The organism is Streptomyces sp. NPDC050658 (assembly GCF_044457025.1).
GTDB lineage: Bacteria > Actinomycetota > Actinomycetes > Streptomycetales > Streptomycetaceae > Streptomyces.
The window spans coordinates 92,380-109,336 of sequence record NZ_JBITGM010000007.1 but is presented as its reverse complement, the minus strand read 5'-3'; the positions used below and the strand labels follow the sequence as shown (position 1 = coordinate 109,336).

The window sequence follows — 16,957 nt, the reverse complement described above, 5'->3', positions numbered from 1 at the left end:
CCGGAGGGATTTCCATGACTGAGAACAACGACGCGATCGTCACCGACGCGAAGCAGGAAGAGACAGGTGGCTGCCCGGTCGTGCACGGGCGTGCGCCGCATCCGACCCAGGGCGGCGGAAACCGCCAGTGGTGGCCGGACCGGCTGAACCTGAAAATCCTGGCCAAGAACCCTGCTGTGGCCAACCCGCTCGGCGAGGACTTCGACTACGCCGAGGCCTTCAAGACCCTCGACCTGCCCGCCGTCAAGCGGGACATCGCCGAGGTGCTCACCACTTCGAAGGACTGGTGGCCCGCCGACTTCGGTCACTATGGCCCCTTCATGATCCGCATGGCCTGGCACAGCGCGGGCACCTACCGCATCAGCGACGGCCGCGGCGGCGCCGGTGCCGGTCAGCAGCGCTTCGCGCCGCTCAACAGCTGGCCGGACAACGCGAGCCTCGACAAGGCCCGCCGTCTGCTGTGGCCGGTCAAGAAGAAGTACGGCCAGAACCTCTCCTGGGCCGACCTCATGATCCTCACCGGCAATGTCGCCCTGGAGACGATGGGCTTCGAGACCTTCGGCTTCGGCGGCGGCCGCGCGGACGTGTGGGAGCCCGACGAGGACGTGTACTGGGGCCCCGAGACCACCTGGCTCGGCGACGAGCGCTACACGGGTGACCGTGAGCTGGAGAACCCGCTCGGCGCGGTCCAGATGGGCCTCATCTACGTCAACCCCGAGGGCCCCAACGGCAACCCGGACCCGATCTCCGCGGCCCGCGACATCCGCGAGACGTTCCGCCGCATGGCGATGAACGACGAGGAGACGGTCGCCCTGATCGCGGGCGGTCACACCTTCGGCAAGACCCACGGCGCGGGCCCGGCCGACAACGTCGGCGACGACCCCGAGGCCGCCCCGATGGCGCAGCAGGGCCTCGGCTGGAAGAGCACGTACGGCACCGGTGTCGGTGCCGACGCGATCACCAGCGGTCTCGAGGGCATCTGGACGAACACCCCGATCGCCTGGGACAACAGCTTCTTCGAGATCCTCTTCGGCTACGAGTGGGAGCTGTTCAAGAGCCCCGCGGGCGCCCACCAGTACCGGCCGAAGGACGGCGCGGGCGCGGGCACCGTCCCCGACGCGTTCGACGCGTCGAAGACGCACGCCCCGACGATGCTGACGACCGACCTCTCGCTCCGGTTCGACCCGGCCTACGAGCAGATCTCGCGGCGCTTCAAGGACAACCCCCAGGAGTTCGCGGACGCGTTCGCGCGCGCCTGGTTCAAGCTGACCCACCGCGACATGGGCCCGATCGTGCGCTACCTCGGCCCGGAGGTCCCCGAGGAGACGCTGGTCTGGCAGGACCCGCTGCCCGCCGTGACGCACCAGCTGATCGACGCGGCGGACATCGCCGACCTCAAGAGCAAGGTGCTCGCCTCGGACCTGACGGTGTCCCAGCTGGTGTCCACGGCGTGGGCGTCCGCCTCGTCCTTCCGCGGCAGCGACAAGCGCGGCGGCGCCAACGGCGCCCGGATCCGTCTGGAGCCGCAGAGCGGCTGGGAGGTCAACCAGCCCGACGAGCTGGCGACGGTCCTGCGGGTCCTGGAAGGGATCAAGCAGTCCTTCGACTCGGCCCAGTCCGGCGGCAAGCAGGTCTCCCTCGCCGACCTGATCGTGCTGGCCGGCGCCGCCGGTGTCGAGCAGGCGGCCAAGGACGCCGGCTTCGAGATCGAGGTGCCGTTCACGCCTGGCCGCGCGGACGCGACGCAGGAGCAGACGGACGTGGAGTCGTTCTCCGCGCTGGAACCGGCCGCGGACGGGTTCCGCAACTACGTCGGCAAGGGCAACCGTCTCCCGGCGGAGTACCTGCTGATCGACAAGGCGAACCTGCTGACGCTCAGCGCCCCCGAGCTGACCGTGCTCGTCGGTGGTCTGCGCGTCCTGGGCGCCAACCACCAGCAGTCGAAGCACGGCGTCCTCACGACGAAGCCGGGCACGCTGACCAACGACTTCTTCGTCAACCTGCTCGACCTGGACACGACGTGGAAGGCGACCGCGGACGACGAGAGCACCTTCGAGGGCCGCGACGCGTCCACGGGCGAGGCCAAGTGGACCGGCACCCGTGCCGACCTGGTCTTCGGCTCGAACTCGGAGCTGCGTGCGCTCGCCGAGGTCTACGCGAGCGATGACGCCAAGGAGAAGTTCGTGACGGACTTCGTCGCGGCGTGGACCAAGGTCATGAACCTCGACCGGTTCGACATCGCCTGAGCCGTAACGGCCGGAACATGATGGCGTCCGGGCCGACCCGCAAGGGCCGGCCCGGACGCCATCGGTCTGTGAAAGACCGGATTCCCGCCCGTCGTACGATTCGGATGTAGCCCCCACCGAAATAGCGACAGAGGGAGCCCAGTTGAACGTCGGCGCACCGGTTCCGGACAGCTACTACGTACGGATAGACGAGCACCGCTACAAGCCCACCGCCCACGCGAGCGGCGCCTGGGATCCCGACGAGCTGCACTTCAGCCCGCTCGGCGGGCTCGTCGTGCACGCCGTCGAGCGGCATCTCGCCGAACGGGCGGCGGACGCGGGCCTGCTCATCGGCCGGATCAGCTTCGACATCCTCGGGCGGCTCGCCCTGGAGGAGTGTGAGATCCAGGTGGAGACCGTCCGCCCAGGCCGCACCATCGAGCTGGTCGAGGCCACCGTGCGGGTCGCGGGCCGCGCCGTGGTGCGCGCCCGCGTCTGGCTCCTGGCCGCGCTCGACACCGGCGCGGTGGCGGGCGGAGCGCAGGCCCGGCTGACTCCGCCCGAGGAGCTGGCCCCATGGGAGATGGCCTCCGTCTGGCCCGGCGGCTACATCGCCTCCGTCGACGTACGCCCGCTGTCCCCGCCGCAGCCGGGACGTACGACCGCGTGGATCTCCACGGCACTCGACCTCGTCGCGGGCGAGAAGGCGAGCCCCCTCGCGTCGTACGTGGGCCTGGTCGACACCGCGAACGGCATCGCCGTACGCGAGGACCCCACCGCCTGGATGTACCCGAACGTCGACCTGACCCTCCACCTCCACCGACAGCCCGAAGGCCGCTGGACCGGCCTGGACACCACCGTGATCTTCGGCGGCACCGGACAGGGAGTCACCAGCACAGTGCTGCACGACGTCACCGGTCCGGTCGGATACGCCCAGCAGATGCTCACGGTGCGGCCGCAGCCGACGGAGCGGTGACCGGCCCGCGGGTCCGGACGGACGGCGGAATCCCTGCGGATCTTGACCGGCCCAACTACCTTTGCGCGTAAGGGAACTGGGAGAAGGGTCGGGCCGCGTGAGGTATTACCTCTATGTCTCCAGAGGGAAACTGGACATGCTGTTCGAGCAGATCCCGCGGAAGCTGCTGTCGAAGGTCGCCGCGGAGGCGAAGGTCGACCTGAAGGTCCTCAGCGCGTCGGTACAGAAGACGCCCACGGATGCGGGTCTGTACGACCGTCTCGACGTGGTCGAGAAGTATCTGGACCGCGAATACGACATCAGCTGGGCCACCGATCCCGCGCCCTGGTTCCGGGGTGACCTGGGCCTGCGGATCGCGGAGTACGCGGACGGGCCGCCCGGGCCGGTGTTCATGATGGGTGAGGCGGGCGGCACCGTGGTCGTGCTCATCGGTTCGGCCCACCATCTGGTGGGCAGGCAGCCGGGCCTGGAGGCGACGGTGAGCCATTCCTTTCCGTATTCCGTGCTCCGGCTGCTGCAGCAGATCCCGGAGGAATGGCAGCCCGGTGCGCCGATCCCCGGCGTGAACGGATCCCGCCTCTCGGACGACGAAGAGCCGCTGCACCTCCTCCTGCACTTCTCCAAGTCGATGACCAAGACCGCCACTTACTGCGAATTTCTCGCCCGGCGGCTGATGCACGGACGGGTCACCGGCCGGGACGGGATCGAGAAGGAGATCGTCGTCGGCACGCCGCTGTACGTGGCGCTCGCGGACGAGGAGCCGGAGGGGGAACACTGATGCCGAAGCCACCGACTCCCCCTTCCTCGGCGCGTATCGACGTGGCGCGGATGTGGCTGGACGGCGACGTGGACGCCTTGTGCGCGACCGTGGAGTCGGGCGACGCGCGGTCCGCCCGCCTCGCCGCCGAACTGCTCGCGGAGCGGCCGGACCCCCGGGCTTCGGATGCGCTGCTGCGTCGTCTCGAGGTCGTGGACGAAGCCCGGCCGTGGCTGTTCCTCGACGCCGTACGGGCGCTCGGACTGCTGCGCGAACGCCGGGCCGTTCCGGGCCTGGTGCGGCTCCTGGACGGCGGGCGGCTGCCCAACCTCGGCGCGCGGTACTGGATCCTGCGGGCACTGGGCCGCATCGGCGGCCCGGAAGCCACCCGGGTGCTCCTGGAGTGCCTGGACGACCGGGACCTGAACGAGGTGGTCCTCGAGGCGCTGGGCGACCTCCGTGACCCGGAGATCACCCCGATGATGCTGGCCGGGCTCTGGCGGTTCCTGCCGGGGCACGCCGTGGAGTCGATCGAGGTGCTCGACGCCTTGCGCGACGTACGCACCGCACCCGCGCTGCTCTTCCTCGCCGACGCCGAGGGGTCCGCTCCGGATGTGCGCAGGGCCGCGCTGCGTGCCCTGGCGCGACTGCCGCACGACGACTGGCCCGCTCCCGCGCAGGTGGCCGCGGTGGGGATGCTGATGCGCGGCCTGCGGGATCCGGACCCCGAGACGGGCCGGCTGGCGGCGGAACTCCTGGTCAGGACCGAAGACGGGCGGGAGAGACTGCGACGGGTCCTGAACCCGCACTTTCCGGCGATGTCGCGGTGGGCCGCGCGCGTCCAGGCCTGTACGGCGATACGGGACAACCCGGGGCTCTTCGCGAACCTGCGCGAGGACCCCGCGCCCCTGATCACCCTCCTGACCCGAGCGCCACGAGCCATCGACCGCAGGGCGGCGGCCGAGGCATTGGGCGCGCTCGGCGGCGAGGAGTGCGCCGCCGCGCTGCTCGCGGCGCTGGACGACGCCCCGATCGCCGACGCCGTGGGCACGGTCCTGGCAGGTCTCGCCGAGCCGCCCGCCGAGCGGCTGCTGAAGCTCGTCGGCGACGCCTCGGACGGCGGTCCAGGCAGTGGCGAGTCCCGGCGCCGAGGGGCCATCAAGGCGTTGGGACTCATGGGTCGCGAGGCGGCCGTCCCCTTGCTGCTGTCCGTACTGGACCCGGAGGAGTCGCCGTCCCTGCGTTCCGCCGCCGTCGACGCGCTCGGCGCGCTGCGGCACGGGCCCGCGCTCGGGCGGTTGACGGCACTGGCCGCCGACGATTCCGGCCGGGTGCGGGCCCGTGCCGTACGCGCCGTGGGCCTGATCGGCGGACCACAGGTGCAGCCGACGCTGCTCGCGGCGCTGGACGACCCCTCCGAGGCGGTACGCCTGCGGGCGGCGACGGCACTGGCCGACCATCCCTCACCTGAAGTCGCCGACAGGCTGGGGCAGTTGGCGGTGCGCGACGAGGACCGGACGGTGGTGCTGGGGGCCATCCGGGCCCTGGGCCGTATCGGCGCACCGGCGGCGGCCCCGCTCTCGGCCCTGGTGGACCTGGCGCTCCTGGACGACGCGCTCGTACGTGAGCGGCCGAGGGAGGAGCGGTACGAGTGGTCGCTGCGCATGAGGCAGCGCTTCGAATGGGTCTCGCGGACGCTGGTCGAGGCCCTCGCGCGCTGCCCCGGACCCGAAGCGACCGCAGCGCTGGCCCGGCTGGTCACCCATCAGGCCGCCCCCTGGGGGATCCACGAGGCCGCCGCCGAGGCGCTGGGGGACCGGCGCGACCCCGGCATCGCCACGCTCCTGATCCGGATGCTGGGCGAGGCCCGCGAGAGCTACCATCCGCCGCTGCTGCGAGCCCTCGCGCACATCGGCACCGACGAGGCCGTCGAGCGCGTCTCGGCCTACTATTTGGGCTCCTTCCACTACCCGGAGATCGACGGCCCAGGTGCCCGTGACGGGGCGCGCGCAGCGCTCGCCATCATCGCGTCCGGCCGCACCAGAGAGCCTCGGCGACCCTGACCGGCCGTCCAAGGAGTCGCGGGGCCCCGCTAGCCCACGATCCCGCGGGCGAACTCCAGTGACCGCGTGAAGATGTCCTCCGCCTCCGACGCGCTCAGCCCGTACCAGACGTGGTCCGCGCCCGGGACCGTCCACAGGTCGACCGGGGCTCCGGCCTTGCGGAGGTGCTCGGCGAGGGTCTCGCTGTGGCTGCGGTCCACCATGGTGTCCGCCTCGCCATGGACGAGGAGGAGCGGCGGGGCGTCGGCGTGGACGTGGGTGAGCGGGCTGGCCGCGTCGGCGAGTTCCGGGGCCGCGGCGGGGGCCGAGCCGAGCAGCAGGGCCTCGGGGCCGGCGGGGCTCGCCGGGTCGTAGCCGCCGCGGGCGGTGGTCAGATCGCTCGGCGCGTACCAGATGATGCCGCCCGCCAGGGACGGCTCGTCGTGGGTGAGGGCGAGCAGCGAGGCGAGGTGGCCGCCCGCCGACTCGCCCCACACCACCGTGCGCGCGGTGTCGACGCCGAGGTCGGCCGAGCGCAGCGTGAGCCAGCGCAGCGCGGCCCGGAGATCGTCCAGCGGGGCGGGGAAGACGGCCTCGCCGCTGAGCCGGTAGTCGACACAGGCGACCGCGAAGCCCGCCGCCGCGATACGGGCGAAGGGGCCGGGCGACCATCCCCGCGTATGCAGCCCCATGTCGTCGCGCCGCCCGCGGCGCCAGGCTCCGCCGTGCACGAAGAGCACCAGCGGGGCCGGCGAGGCGGAGTCCTCGGTTCCGGGCAGCCACAGGTCGAGCTCCAGCGGCCGGCTGCCCTCGGGCACGTCGTACGGGATCCCGCGCAGCACGCGGACCCCGGGCTCGCAGGGCGCGGCGGGCGGCAGCGTCGCGACATCCGGGTGCGGGGAGCCGATGACCTGCAGCAGGCCGGGGAGTTCCGAGGACACTGTGCGCTCCACTGGTGGTCGGGCAGGGAACGACCATCGTACTGGCGGGTGTTGACGCCAGGCCCGGCGCCTCAGGCAGGGGCGTACTCCCGCTCGGCGACGAACTGCTGCGTGAGCCGGGTGAACGCGCGGGCGGCGGCGCTCCGGTAGGCGTTCTCGCGGCGCAGCAGCGTGACCGTGCGGGGCGGCAGGGGAGGGTCCAGCGCGACGGGCCTGAGATGCGGGTGCTCATGAGTGATCGCGTCCGGCAGCACGGTGGCCAGCCCCGTGCGCCGCACGATCTCGGTCAGGGCCTGGATGGAGTTGGCCTCCACGGCGATGTGCGGGCGCACCGCGTGGGCGGCGAGATAGGCGTCGATGTGCGCTCGGGTCGCGAAGTCGCCGCTGAGCAGGGCGAGGTGGCGGTCCGTCAACTGCCGTACGGGTACTGGGGTGTTGCTCCCTGAGTCTCCCGCCCCCGTCACCAGGCCCAGCGTCTCCGTGAACAGGGGCGAAGCCGTGATGCCGGGCAGGTGCTGGCCGTGGAAGGCGATCCCCAGGTCCAGTTCGTCGGCCAGCAGAGCCGCTTCGATCCGCTCCTGCGTCATCTCCTTGACGTCCAGCGTGATGCCGGGATGCCGGCCGTGCAGTTCCGCCGCGAGCGGTCCCACCAGGTAGGCGGTGAACGTCGGGGTGATCGCCAGCCGCAGATGGCCGCGCGAGAGATCGGCGACGTCCAGGACGGCCCGGTCGGCGGCGGCCAGGTCCCGCAGCGCCCTGCGTGCGTAGTGGGCGTAGGTCTCGCCCGCGTCGGTGAGCCGCACGGTGCGCCCCGTGCGGTCCAGGAGCTGCGCGCCCACGTTCCGCTCCAGCTGCTTGATCTGCTGCGAGAGGGTCGGCTGCGACACCCGCAGGTCCTCGGCGGCGCGGGTGAAGTTGGCGTGCTCGGCGACGGCGAGCAGATAGCGCAGATGACGGAGCTCCGGGGCGGCCATGAACCCAACTATAGATGACATCGATAGAAGGCATGGGTATTGCGTCTTGGACGCTATAGGTGCAGTTCGTGCAGGGTGGATTCCATCAGCCCGGCGGGACGGCGGCACGAGGCCGCCCCCTGGGTGACCGTACGAAGGGAGTGACCATGCGCGACCTGACCGAGGGCGTCACGCGTTTCCGGCGCGACGTCTATCCGGCCAAGGCGGAGCTGTTCGCGGGGCTCGCCGCGTACCACCGGCCGTCGACGCTGTTCATCAGCTGCTCCGACGCCCGTGTGGTGCCGGAGCTGATCACCCAGAGCGAGCCGGGTGAGTTGTTCGTCATCCGCACCGCGGGCAATCTCGTCCCCGCCCACGCCCCTGGGGCGGACGGCGTCGCCGCCAGCATCGAGTACGCCGTGGCCGTCCTCGGCGTCACCGAGATCGTGGTCTGCGGGCACTCCGCCTGCGGCGCGATGACCGCCCTCGTGGAGAACCACGACCTGAGCGGCACCCCCGCCGTCGCCGACTGGCTGCGGCAGGCCCGGAGCGCCGCCGAGTCCTCCCGGTCCGGCGTGGGCACGGTGGCGGATCTCGTACGCGAGAACGTCCGCGCCCAGCTCGCGAACCTCGCCACCCACCCCTCGGTGTCCCATGCCCTGGAGGCGCGGCGGCTCACGCTGCGCGGCTGGGTCTACGACATCCCCACCGGCACCGTCGAGGAACTCGACACCGCCGGCCGCACGGCCACGCTCGTGGCCTGATCCCCGAAGTGACACCTCTGAAAGGAAGTTCCACCATGCCGCAGGCCCAGTTCGACCCCGCCGCCCGTCAGGCCCTCTCCATCGCCGCCGTCGAGGCGAAGGTCCGCAAGGACCTGTCCTGGAAGGAGATCGCCGACGCCGCGGGCTACTCGGTCGCGTTCGTCACCGCCGCCGTCCTCGGCCAGCACGCCCTTCCCGAGCCGTCCGCCCGTGCCGTCGCCGAGCTGCTCGGCCTGGACGACGACGCCGTACTGCTGCTCCAGACCATCCCGACCCGCGGCTCCATCGACGGCGGCATCCCCACCGACCCGACGATCTACCGCTTCTACGAGATGCTCCAGGTGTACGGCACGACCCTGAAGGCCCTGGTCCACGAGGAGTTCGGGGACGGCATCATCAGCGCGATCAACTTCAGGCTGGACGTGAAGAAGGTCGCCGACCCGGAGGGCGGCGAGCGCGCGGTCATCACCCTGGACGGCAAGTACCTGCCGACCAAGCCCTTCTGAACCCGGCGAAGAGACCCCGGGTCAGGCCTCCGGCTCGGGGTCCTTCAGCTGGAGCCCGTTCTCCCAGATCTTGTTGAGCGTCGTGACGAGCCGCTCGAAGGGGATGCGCTGTTCCAGCACGAACACCATGTAGGCCATCCGGCTCACCATGACGGACAGGGCGTGTGCCGTCACCAGCGGATCCAGGCTGGTGTCGGCCTCGCCGTTCTCCTGCAGCGTGCTGATCAGTTTGGCGTTGCGCCGGGCGAAGGCGTTGCCCCGCTCGATGCGCAGCGCCTTGAACTGCTCGTCGACCTGGGCGACTTGCTCGAACAGGGCCATGAGCCGTGCGTTCTTCTTGTACGCGCGCAGGTACTCGCGGTTCGAGGCGTCGATCAGCTGCCGGGTGTCGGTGATCCCGGTGCGCTCGCGCAGGTGCGGGTGGAGCATCTCCTCCTGCACCTGCTCGACGAGCGCCTGGAAGATCTCTTCCTTGCTGTTGAAGTACGTGTAGAACGACCCGGAGGCGACATGCGCCGCCTTGGAGATGTCCGTGATCCGGGCGTCCAGGTAGCCGTCACGCTCGAAGACCTCGCGGGCGGCGGCGATCAGCGCGTTGCGCGTCCTGACGCCCCGCGCGCTGCGTGGCGTGATCGGTTGCTTCTGGCCGCCGTCAGCGGCCGGGGCCTGCGCAGCCAAGGCGATCCATTCACTGTCGTACGAAACTCGCGGACACTTGCCGACACTCGCGGCACCGGTGGCAGCGGATGCTATCAGGGGAGGTCGGCGAGGAACTCCAGGAGCGCGGCGTCGACCTCGTCCGGGCGCTGCTGCTGGATCCAGTGGCCCCCGCCGTCGATGACGACGTGCCCGCGCAGATCGGTGAGCACGCGGTCGAGCGCGCCCGCGGGCATGTACCGCGCGACGGGGTCCTTGGAGCCGGTGATGAACAGCGACGGCTGTGCGATGGGGCGGCCGTCCAGCTGTTCCGTGAGCGTCCAGTTCCGGTCGATGTTGCGGTAGTAGTTGAGACCGCCGGTGAAGCCGGTCTCCTCGAACGCCTTCACGTAGTACGCCAGCTCCTCGTCGCCGAGCCAGCGCGGCGCCGGCAGATGCTCGTCCGGTCGGGCGGCCCACTCGGCGGAGTAGATCTCCTTCGCCACCAGGGTCCTGCGGACGTTCTGGCCGAGCGCCCGGTCGGCTACGCCCTGCTCCTGGAACCACACGATGTAATAGTCGTCGCCGAAGCGCGAGCGCAGGATCGGCAGCGGCGGTGCCGGGGCGCGCGGCGTCACCGGCACGCTCATCCCCACCACGGCGCGGACCCGCTCCGGGTACGCCCAGGCCATGTGCCAGACGACGGCCGCGCCCCAGTCGTGCCCCACGAAGACCGCGTCGTCCGCCCCGATGTCGTCCAGGAGTCCGGCGAGGTCGGCGCAGAGGGTCAGTACGTCGTACGCGTCGGCGTCCTGCGGGCGTGAACTGCCTCCGTAGCCGCGCATGTCCAAGGCGATCACGCGATGGCCCGCCGCCGCGAGCGAGCGGACCTGGTGGCGCCAGGAGAAGGCGAGCTCCGGGAAGCCGTGGACAAGGACCACCGGGGGCCTGCCCGGCTGTCCTGCCCCGTGCTCGAAGACCCGGAGCGTGATGCCGTTGGTCGCGACGTCCCTGACCGCGACGCGCTCCCAGTCGGTCATCGGAGTGTCTGTCGTCATCTGCGGAACTCCCTCGACAGCGTGGACCGGCGCCTGGAACTCGCGCTGGTGGGGGGCGTGTTCAAAGTATTGAACTTGACGTTGGGTTCAATTATACAGAGCGGGCCGTGAGTGCGGTGCGAAGCGCCACAAGAGGAGGCCACGACCCGTGAGTGGAAGCAGCCGGACGTCCCCCGAGGAAACGGTCCTCGCCCAGCGGCGCGGCCCCGTGCTCGTCCTCACGCTGAACCGCCCCGACCGTCTGAATGCCTGGACCGACGAGCTGGAGGCCCGCTACTTCGCCCTGCTCGACGAGGCGGAGGCGGACGCGGACGTACGGGCGATCGTGCTGACGGGAGCCGGACGCGGCTTCTGCGCGGGAGCCGACATGGACGACCTGCGCCAGGTGGCGTCCCCGGATCAGGCCGCCGCCGGCCGGCTGCCGAGGGAGCGCCCGCGCTGGTTCCCGCTCACCCTGCGCAAACCGCTGATCGCGGCGATCAACGGGCCGGTGGCCGGGCTGGGCCTGGTCGAGGCCTTGTACTGCGACATCCGGCTGAGCACCCCGGACGCCAAGTTCACCACGGCGTTCGCGCGGCGCGGGCTCATCGCCGAGTACGGCATCGCCTGGCTCCTGCCGCGGCTCGTCGGGCCGAGCCGGGCCATGGACCTGCTGCTGTCCGGGCGAGTGCTGCGCGGGACGGAGGCCCACGAGATGGGCCTGGTCAACCGGATCGTCGCACCGGGGCAACTCCTCGACACCGCCGTCGAGTACGCCACTGACCTGGCCGCCTGCTGCTCGCCGGAGTCCATGAGCGTCATGAAGCGGCAGGTGTTCCAGGCGCTCGACACGGACTTCACCACGGCGGCGGCGACCGCGGACGCGCTGATGCTCGACGCGTTCCGGCATCCCGACGCCGCCGAGGGCGTCACCAGCTATCTGGAGGGCCGCGCGCCCGCGTTCCGCCCCCTCGACCCCAAGTGACGTACGGAAGGTCATCGCATGCCCAATGCCGCCGCATCCGTCTGGGAACACGCCCGTTCCGCCCCCGAGAGTGTCGCCCTGCGCGGCGAGGGCGCCGACTCCTGGTCGTATGGCAGGCTCCGTGAGCGCGCCGCCGCCGTCGCGGGACGCCTGACGGAGCAGGGCGTGCGCCCCGGCGACCGGGTGCTGCTGGTCGCGCCGTCCGTGCCCGAGTTCGCCTTCGCGTACTACGGGATCCTCGCGGCCGGGGCCATCGCCGTCACCGCCAACACCATGGCCACGCGCCGGGAGCTGACGTACATCGCGCAGGACGCGGGGGCCCGCACCGTGCTCGGGTGGCACGGGATCACTCCGGCCCCCGAGCAGGCGGCAGCCGAACTCGCCCTTTCCTACTGGGAGTTGCGCCAAGGTCTCGCCGGCCTGCCCGAGACCGACGCGACCGGCGCGCCGCACCCCGTATCGGCGGACGACACCGCCGCACTGCTCTACACCTCCGGCACCACCGGGCGGCCCAAGGGCGCCCAGCTCACGCACGGCAATCTCGACGCCTGCGCGGAGATCTTCCGCGAGGTGCACGGCATCACGTCCCACGACCGCGCCGTGACCGGACTGCCCCTCTTCCACGTCTTCGGCCAGGCCTGCGTCATGGCCACCACGATGCGCGCCGGCGGCAGCCTGACCCTCCTCGAACGGTTCCGTACGCCGATGATGCTGGCCCTGATCCAACGCGACCGGCCCACCTTCATCTCCGGGGTGCCGACCATGTGGAACGCCCTCCTCGGCGCCGCCGACGGCACCGACGCGGACTTCGGCGGGCTGCGGCTCGCCTCGTCGGGCGGCGCCTCGCTGCCGGTGGAGGTGATGCGCGCCTTCGAGGAGCGGTTCGGCTGCGCCATCGTCGAGGGGTACGGCCTGACCGAGACCACGGGGGCCGCCACCTGTCATGTAGCGGGCGGACCCGCCAAGCCCGGCTATGTGGGCAGGGCGCTGCCGGGCTGTGCGATCTCCGTGCGCGACGACGAGGGGCGCGAACTGCCGCCCGGTGAAGTCGGCGAGGTGCACATCAAGGGCCCCGTCGTCATGAAGGGCTACTGGAACCGCCCCGACGCCACCGCCGAGGCGCTGCACGAAGGCTGGCTGCGCACCGGCGACCTCGGCGCCACGGACGACGAGGGAGACCTGCGCATCGTCGACCGGAAGAAGGACCTCGTGATCCGGGGCGGCTACAACGTCTACCCGCGCGAGGTCGAGGAGGTGCTCTACGAACACCCCGACATCGTCGAGGCGGCCGTCGTCGGCGTCCCCGACGAGCACTACGGCGAAGAGGTCGCGGCCGTCATCGCGCTACGGCCGGGCGCCGTGCTGGGGGAGGCGGAACTGCGGGCCTGGGCGAAGGAGCGGCTCTCCGCCTACAAGGTGCCCCATGTCGTCGCGGTCGTCGACGAGCTGCCGAAGGGGCCGACCGGGAAGATCCTCAAGCGGGCGATCGACCTGGCCCTGCCGGCTTCCGGGGCTGCCGTGCCGTCGCCGCCCGCCGAGCATTGAAGTTGACATCGGATTCAACTACGGTGAAGACGCACCGGAACAGAGTCGGTCCACCGAGCGGGAGACTTCGTGCAGATCAACGGGAGAGTCGCGATCGTCACGGGCGCGGCGGGCGGCATCGGTGCCGCCATCGCAGGGCGCCTGGTCGAGGGCGGTGCACGCGGCGTCCTGCTCACGGACCTCGACGCCGGCCGTCTCGACGCCACAGTGCAGAAGCTCGCCGGGACACACGGTGAGCGCGTGTGGGGCGAAGCGGCCGACGCGGCGTCCACGGCGGACGTCGAGCGGCTGATCGGGGCGGCCGAGGAACGGTTCGGGCCGGTCGACCTGTACTTCGCCAACGCCGGGGTCGGCGGCGGACCGGGGCTCGACGCGAGCGAGGCGGAGTGGAGCCGGGCGCTCGACGTCAACGTCATGGCGCATGTCCGCGCGGCGAAACTCCTCGTGCCGGGCTGGGTCGAGCGCGGCGGCGGCTACTTCTTCAGCACGGCGTCGGCCGCGGGCCTGCTCACCCAGATCGGCTCGGCGACGTACTCCGTGAGCAAGCACGGCGCGGTCGCCTTCGCCGAGTGGCTCTCGGTGACGTACGGAAAGGACGGCGTACGCGTGAGCTGCCTGTGCCCGCAGGGCGTGGAGACCGAGCTGCTCATGGCTGGCACGCGGTCGGCCGATCCGGTCGAACGGGCCGCCGCCCAGGCCGTGTTGGACGCGGGAGAGGTGCTCTCGCCGCTCGACGTCGCCGATCACGTGATGGAGGCGATCGGGGACGAGCGGTTCCTCGTCCTGCCGCATCCGCAGGTGCTCGACTTCTACCGGCACAAGGGCAGCGACTACGACCGGTGGCTGCGCGGCATGCGGCGCTACCAGGAGACGGTGCGATGAGCGGGGAACGGCCGCGCCACGCGGTCCTGTTCGACTTCGGCGGCGTGCTCACCACGAGCGTGGTCGCCGCCTTCGAGGAACTGAGCGCGGAACTCGGCGGCGAGCCGCGGCTGTTGCTGCGGCTCCTGGCCAAGGACCCCGAGGGCAGCGCGCTGCTGGTGGCGCACGAGGAAGGGCGGCTCGGCGAGCGGGAGTTCGAGGAGGGTCTTGCCGCCCGGCTGCGGGCGCACGGTGTGCCGGTCGAGGGTGCGGGACTCGTGGGCCGGATGCAGGAGAAGCTGCGGCCGGACCCGGACATGATCGCGCTCGTGGCGAAGGTCCGGGCCGAAGGACACCGGGTCGGGCTGCTGTCCAACTCCCTCGGCGACGACTGCTACGCCGGATTCGATCTTCCGGCCATGTTCGACGCCGTGACGATCTCCGGGGAGATCGGCGTGCGCAAACCGTCCCGACGCGCGTACGCCATCGCCTGCGAACGCCTCGGCACACGCCCCGAGGACACCGTGATGGTCGACGACCTGGAACAGAACATCACCGCCGCGCACCGCATCGGCATCGCCGGAGTCGTGCACCGCGACGCCGCCACGACGGCCGCCGCGCTCGCGGGGCTGCTCGCGCCGCCGGCCGACCAGTGAAATCTTGAGAACCTGACTTGTTGGAGGATTCGTGTTCGAGCTGTCCGACCGCGCCAAGGAGTACCAGGACAAGCTGCTCGCCTTCATGGACGAGCACATCTACCCCGCGGAACCCGTCTACGAGGCGCAGATGGCCGAGTCGGGGAACCCGCACTTCCAGCCGCCGGTCATCGAGGAGCTGAAGACCGAGGCGAAGAAGCAGGGCCTGTGGAACCTCTTCCACCCGCACCCCGAATGGGGTCCCGGCCTGAACAACCTGGAGTACGCGCCGCTCGCTGAGATCATGGGCCGCAGCGCCCACCTGGCGCCCGAGGCCACCAACTGCAACGCCCCGGACACCGGCAACATGGAGGTGCTCACGCTCTTCGGCACCGAGGAGCACAAGGAGAAGTGGCTGAAGCCGCTGCTCGCCGGTGAGATCGCCTCCGCCTTCGCGATGACCGAACCGGCCGTCGCCAGCTCCGACGCCCGCAACATCGAGATGCGGATGGAGCGCGACGGCGACGAGTACGTCCTCAACGGCCGCAAGTGGTGGACGTCCAACGCCCTGCACCAGAACTGCAAGGTCCTGATCGTGATGGGCAAGACCGATCCGGAGGGCCCGAGCCACCGCCAGCAGAGCATGATGGTGGTGCCCCTCGACGCCCCCGGCGTCACCGTCCTGCGCGGCCTGCCGGTCTTCGGCTACCAGGACCGCGAGGGCCACGCCGAGGTGCTCTTCGAGGACGTACGCGTACCGGTCACGGCGCTGCTCGCGGGCGAGGGCGACGGCTTCATGATCAGTCAGGCGCGGCTCGGCCCCGGCCGTATCCACCACTGCATGCGCTCGATCGGCATGGCCGAGCGAGCCCTCGACCTGATGATCGACCGTGCCCAGTCGCGCACGACGTTCGGCGCCCCGATCGCCGACCGGGCCAACATCCAGGACTGGATCGCCGAGTCCCGCATCGAGATCGACATGGCGCGGCTGCTCACCCTGAAGGCCGCGTACCTGATGGACACCGTCGGCAACAAGCAGGCCCGCACGGAGATCGCCGCCATCAAGGTCGCCGCCCCCGAGGTCGCCCTGAAGGTCGTCGACCGCGCCATCCAGGTGCACGGCGGCGGGGGAGTCTCCGACGACTTCCCGCTCGCGAGCATGTACGCCCATCTGCGGACCCTGCGCCTTGCCGACGGCCCGGACGAGGTGCACAAGCGGACGATCGCGGTGCGTGAGCTGCGCCGCCGCGAGCACGAGCGGAGCGCGCGATGAGCCGTCCGCTGGAGGGGAAGGTGGCCCTCGTCACCGGCGCTTCGCGGGGCATCGGCCTCGCCGCCGCCGCGGCGCTGCGCGACCGGGGCGCTCAGGTCGTCGTGACGTCGCGCAGCGAGGAGCGCGCCAAGGAGGCGGCGGCCGAACTCGGCGCAGGCGTCGCCGGTTTCGGCGCGCACGCCACCGACGAGGACGCGGCCCGCGCCTGTGTGGACTTCGTCGTCGGTACGTATGGACGGCTCGACATCCTCGTCAACAACGCCGGCACGAATCCGGCGTACGGCCCGGTCGTCGACCAGGACCACGGCCGCTTCGCCAAGACGATGGACGTCAATCTGTGGGCGCCGATCCTGTGGACGTCCCTCGCCGTGAAGGCGTGGATGGGGGAGCACGGCGGCTCGGTCGTCAACACCGCCTCCATCGGCGGCTATTCGGTCGCCGCGGACTTCGGCGTCTACCACGTGTCGAAGGCCGCGCTGATCCATCTCACCAAGCAGCTCGCCCTCGAACTCGCCCCGAAGGTACGGGTCAATGCCATCGCGCCCGGCGTCGTACGGACGAAGCTGGCCGAGGCGCTCTGGCAGGAGCACGAGGCGAAGGTCGCCGGAGCGACCCCGCTGGGCCGGATCGGCGAGCCGGAGGACATCGGCGAGGCGATCGCGTTCCTCGCCGGGGGAGAGGGCGCGCGCTGGATCACCGGGGAGACGCTGATCGTGGACGGAGGGCAGCTGCTGGGCCCCGGAGCCGTGTGAGGGGGGTCCGCCCGGCGCTGGGCGGACCCCCGCCGCACCATGGCATCAGCCACACTTTGGCAAGCCATA

16 protein-coding genes are annotated in these 16,957 nt (G+C 71.2%); 12 read left to right on the top strand and 4 right to left on the bottom strand.

Annotation, left to right across the window (positions count from 1 at the left end; genetic code table 11):
- Positions 1-14: 14 nt before the first annotated feature.
- The 4 genes from katG to ACIBKX_RS24510 all read left to right on the top strand — a co-directional run bounded on the left by katG (position 15) and on the right by ACIBKX_RS24510 (position 6,021).
- Entirely contained in the window at positions 15-2,246 is a 2,232-nt protein-coding gene (katG, locus tag ACIBKX_RS24525) for a catalase/peroxidase HPI (RefSeq protein WP_399376044.1), read from the top strand.
- A gap of 142 nt (positions 2,247-2,388) precedes the next feature.
- The gene (locus ACIBKX_RS24520; protein ID WP_363276092.1) at positions 2,389-3,201 is read left to right on the top strand and encodes a thioesterase family protein; all 813 of its coding nucleotides are present in this window, start codon (positions 2,389-2,391) and stop codon (positions 3,199-3,201) included.
- A 97-nt stretch (positions 3,202-3,298) separates the two neighbouring features.
- Positions 3,299-3,979 (top strand): DUF7019 family protein, encoded by a 681-nt coding sequence (locus tag ACIBKX_RS24515; protein WP_363276091.1) that lies wholly within the window; start codon positions 3,299-3,301, stop codon positions 3,977-3,979.
- Positions 3,979-6,021: a HEAT repeat domain-containing protein gene (locus ACIBKX_RS24510; RefSeq protein ID WP_363276090.1), complete on the top strand. Its 2,043-nt coding sequence runs from the start codon at positions 3,979-3,981 to the stop codon at positions 6,019-6,021. The genes ACIBKX_RS24515 and ACIBKX_RS24510 overlap by 1 nt, the downstream gene beginning before the upstream one ends.
- A 29-nt stretch (positions 6,022-6,050) precedes the next feature.
- Here the strand turns inward: ACIBKX_RS24510 and ACIBKX_RS24505 are convergent, their stop codons facing one another.
- Complete coding sequence (locus tag ACIBKX_RS24505; RefSeq protein ID WP_363276089.1) at positions 6,051-6,941, bottom strand: alpha/beta hydrolase; 891 nt, start codon at positions 6,939-6,941, stop codon at positions 6,051-6,053.
- Positions 6,942-7,012: 71 nt separating this feature from the next.
- A complete protein-coding gene (gene cynR / locus ACIBKX_RS24500) occupies positions 7,013-7,915 on the bottom strand; it encodes a transcriptional regulator CynR (RefSeq protein WP_363276088.1) in 903 nt (300 codons plus the stop codon).
- Between the two features lie 146 nt (positions 7,916-8,061).
- Here cynR and ACIBKX_RS24495 point away from each other — a divergent pair, with 146 nt between their 5' ends.
- Together ACIBKX_RS24495 and cynS are read left to right on the top strand one after the other, a co-directional pair.
- A complete protein-coding gene (locus ACIBKX_RS24495; RefSeq protein ID WP_363276087.1) occupies positions 8,062-8,658 on the top strand; it encodes a carbonic anhydrase in 597 nt (198 codons plus the stop codon).
- A gap of 35 nt (positions 8,659-8,693) precedes the next feature.
- A complete protein-coding gene (gene cynS, locus ACIBKX_RS24490) occupies positions 8,694-9,164 on the top strand; it encodes a cyanase (RefSeq protein WP_363276086.1) in 471 nt (156 codons plus the stop codon).
- Between the two features lie 21 nt (positions 9,165-9,185).
- Here cynS and ACIBKX_RS24485 read toward each other — a convergent pair whose 3' ends face one another.
- Both ACIBKX_RS24485 and ACIBKX_RS24480 read right to left on the bottom strand, forming a co-directional pair.
- Positions 9,186-9,842 carry a TetR/AcrR family transcriptional regulator gene (locus ACIBKX_RS24485; RefSeq protein ID WP_363276085.1) on the bottom strand — a complete coding sequence of 219 codons (657 nt, stop codon included), beginning with the start codon at positions 9,840-9,842 and terminating at the stop codon, positions 9,186-9,188.
- A 74-nt stretch (positions 9,843-9,916) separates the two neighbouring features.
- The gene (locus tag ACIBKX_RS24480; protein WP_363276084.1) at positions 9,917-10,858 is read right to left on the bottom strand and encodes an alpha/beta hydrolase; all 942 of its coding nucleotides are present in this window, start codon (positions 10,856-10,858) and stop codon (positions 9,917-9,919) included.
- A gap of 148 nt (positions 10,859-11,006) precedes the next feature.
- Here ACIBKX_RS24480 and ACIBKX_RS24475 point away from each other — a divergent pair, with 148 nt between their 5' ends.
- The 6 genes from ACIBKX_RS24475 to ACIBKX_RS24450 all read left to right on the top strand — a co-directional run bounded on the left by ACIBKX_RS24475 (position 11,007) and on the right by ACIBKX_RS24450 (position 16,888).
- Positions 11,007-11,822 carry an enoyl-CoA hydratase-related protein gene (locus ACIBKX_RS24475; protein ID WP_363276083.1) on the top strand — a complete coding sequence of 272 codons (816 nt, stop codon included), beginning with the start codon at positions 11,007-11,009 and terminating at the stop codon, positions 11,820-11,822.
- 18 nt (positions 11,823-11,840) lie between these two features.
- Positions 11,841-13,367 (top strand): long-chain fatty acid--CoA ligase, encoded by a 1,527-nt coding sequence (locus ACIBKX_RS24470; RefSeq protein WP_363276082.1) that lies wholly within the window; start codon positions 11,841-11,843, stop codon positions 13,365-13,367.
- 69 nt (positions 13,368-13,436) lie between these two features.
- The gene (locus ACIBKX_RS24465) at positions 13,437-14,249 is read left to right on the top strand and encodes an SDR family oxidoreductase (RefSeq protein WP_363276081.1); all 813 of its coding nucleotides are present in this window, start codon (positions 13,437-13,439) and stop codon (positions 14,247-14,249) included.
- Positions 14,246-14,884 (top strand): HAD family phosphatase, encoded by a 639-nt coding sequence (locus ACIBKX_RS24460; RefSeq protein WP_363276080.1) that lies wholly within the window; start codon positions 14,246-14,248, stop codon positions 14,882-14,884. Before ACIBKX_RS24465 ends, ACIBKX_RS24460 begins: the two co-directional genes overlap by 4 nt.
- Positions 14,885-14,915: 31 nt before the next feature.
- On the top strand, positions 14,916-16,136 hold the full coding sequence (locus ACIBKX_RS24455; RefSeq protein WP_363276079.1) for an acyl-CoA dehydrogenase family protein: 1,221 nt from the start codon (positions 14,916-14,918) through the stop codon (positions 16,134-16,136).
- Positions 16,133-16,888, top strand: coding sequence for an SDR family oxidoreductase (locus tag ACIBKX_RS24450; protein WP_363276078.1), 756 nt, complete (start codon positions 16,133-16,135; stop codon positions 16,886-16,888). The genes ACIBKX_RS24455 and ACIBKX_RS24450 overlap by 4 nt, the downstream gene beginning before the upstream one ends.
- The last annotated feature ends 69 nt before the right edge of the window (positions 16,889-16,957 follow it).

Bases quoted from the DNA above. Each gene is read 5' to 3' on its own strand.
- katG (WP_399376044.1), top strand. From the start codon at position 15: ATGACTGAGAACAACGACGCGATCGTCACCGACGCGAAGCAGGAAGAG.
- ACIBKX_RS24510 (WP_363276090.1), top strand. From the start codon at position 3,979: ATGCCGAAGCCACCGACTCCCCCTTCCTCGGCGCGTATCGACGTGGCG.
- cynR (WP_363276088.1), bottom strand. From the start codon at position 7,915: ATGGCCGCCCCGGAGCTCCGTCATCTGCGCTATCTGCTCGCCGTCGCC.
- ACIBKX_RS24495 (WP_363276087.1), top strand. From the start codon at position 8,062: ATGCGCGACCTGACCGAGGGCGTCACGCGTTTCCGGCGCGACGTCTAT.
- cynS (WP_363276086.1), top strand. From the start codon at position 8,694: ATGCCGCAGGCCCAGTTCGACCCCGCCGCCCGTCAGGCCCTCTCCATC.
- ACIBKX_RS24480 (WP_363276084.1), bottom strand. From the start codon at position 10,858: ATGACGACAGACACTCCGATGACCGACTGGGAGCGCGTCGCGGTCAGG.
- ACIBKX_RS24470 (WP_363276082.1), top strand. From the start codon at position 11,841: ATGCCCAATGCCGCCGCATCCGTCTGGGAACACGCCCGTTCCGCCCCC.
- ACIBKX_RS24460 (WP_363276080.1), top strand. From the start codon at position 14,246: ATGAGCGGGGAACGGCCGCGCCACGCGGTCCTGTTCGACTTCGGCGGC.
- ACIBKX_RS24450 (WP_363276078.1), top strand. From the start codon at position 16,133: ATGAGCCGTCCGCTGGAGGGGAAGGTGGCCCTCGTCACCGGCGCTTCG.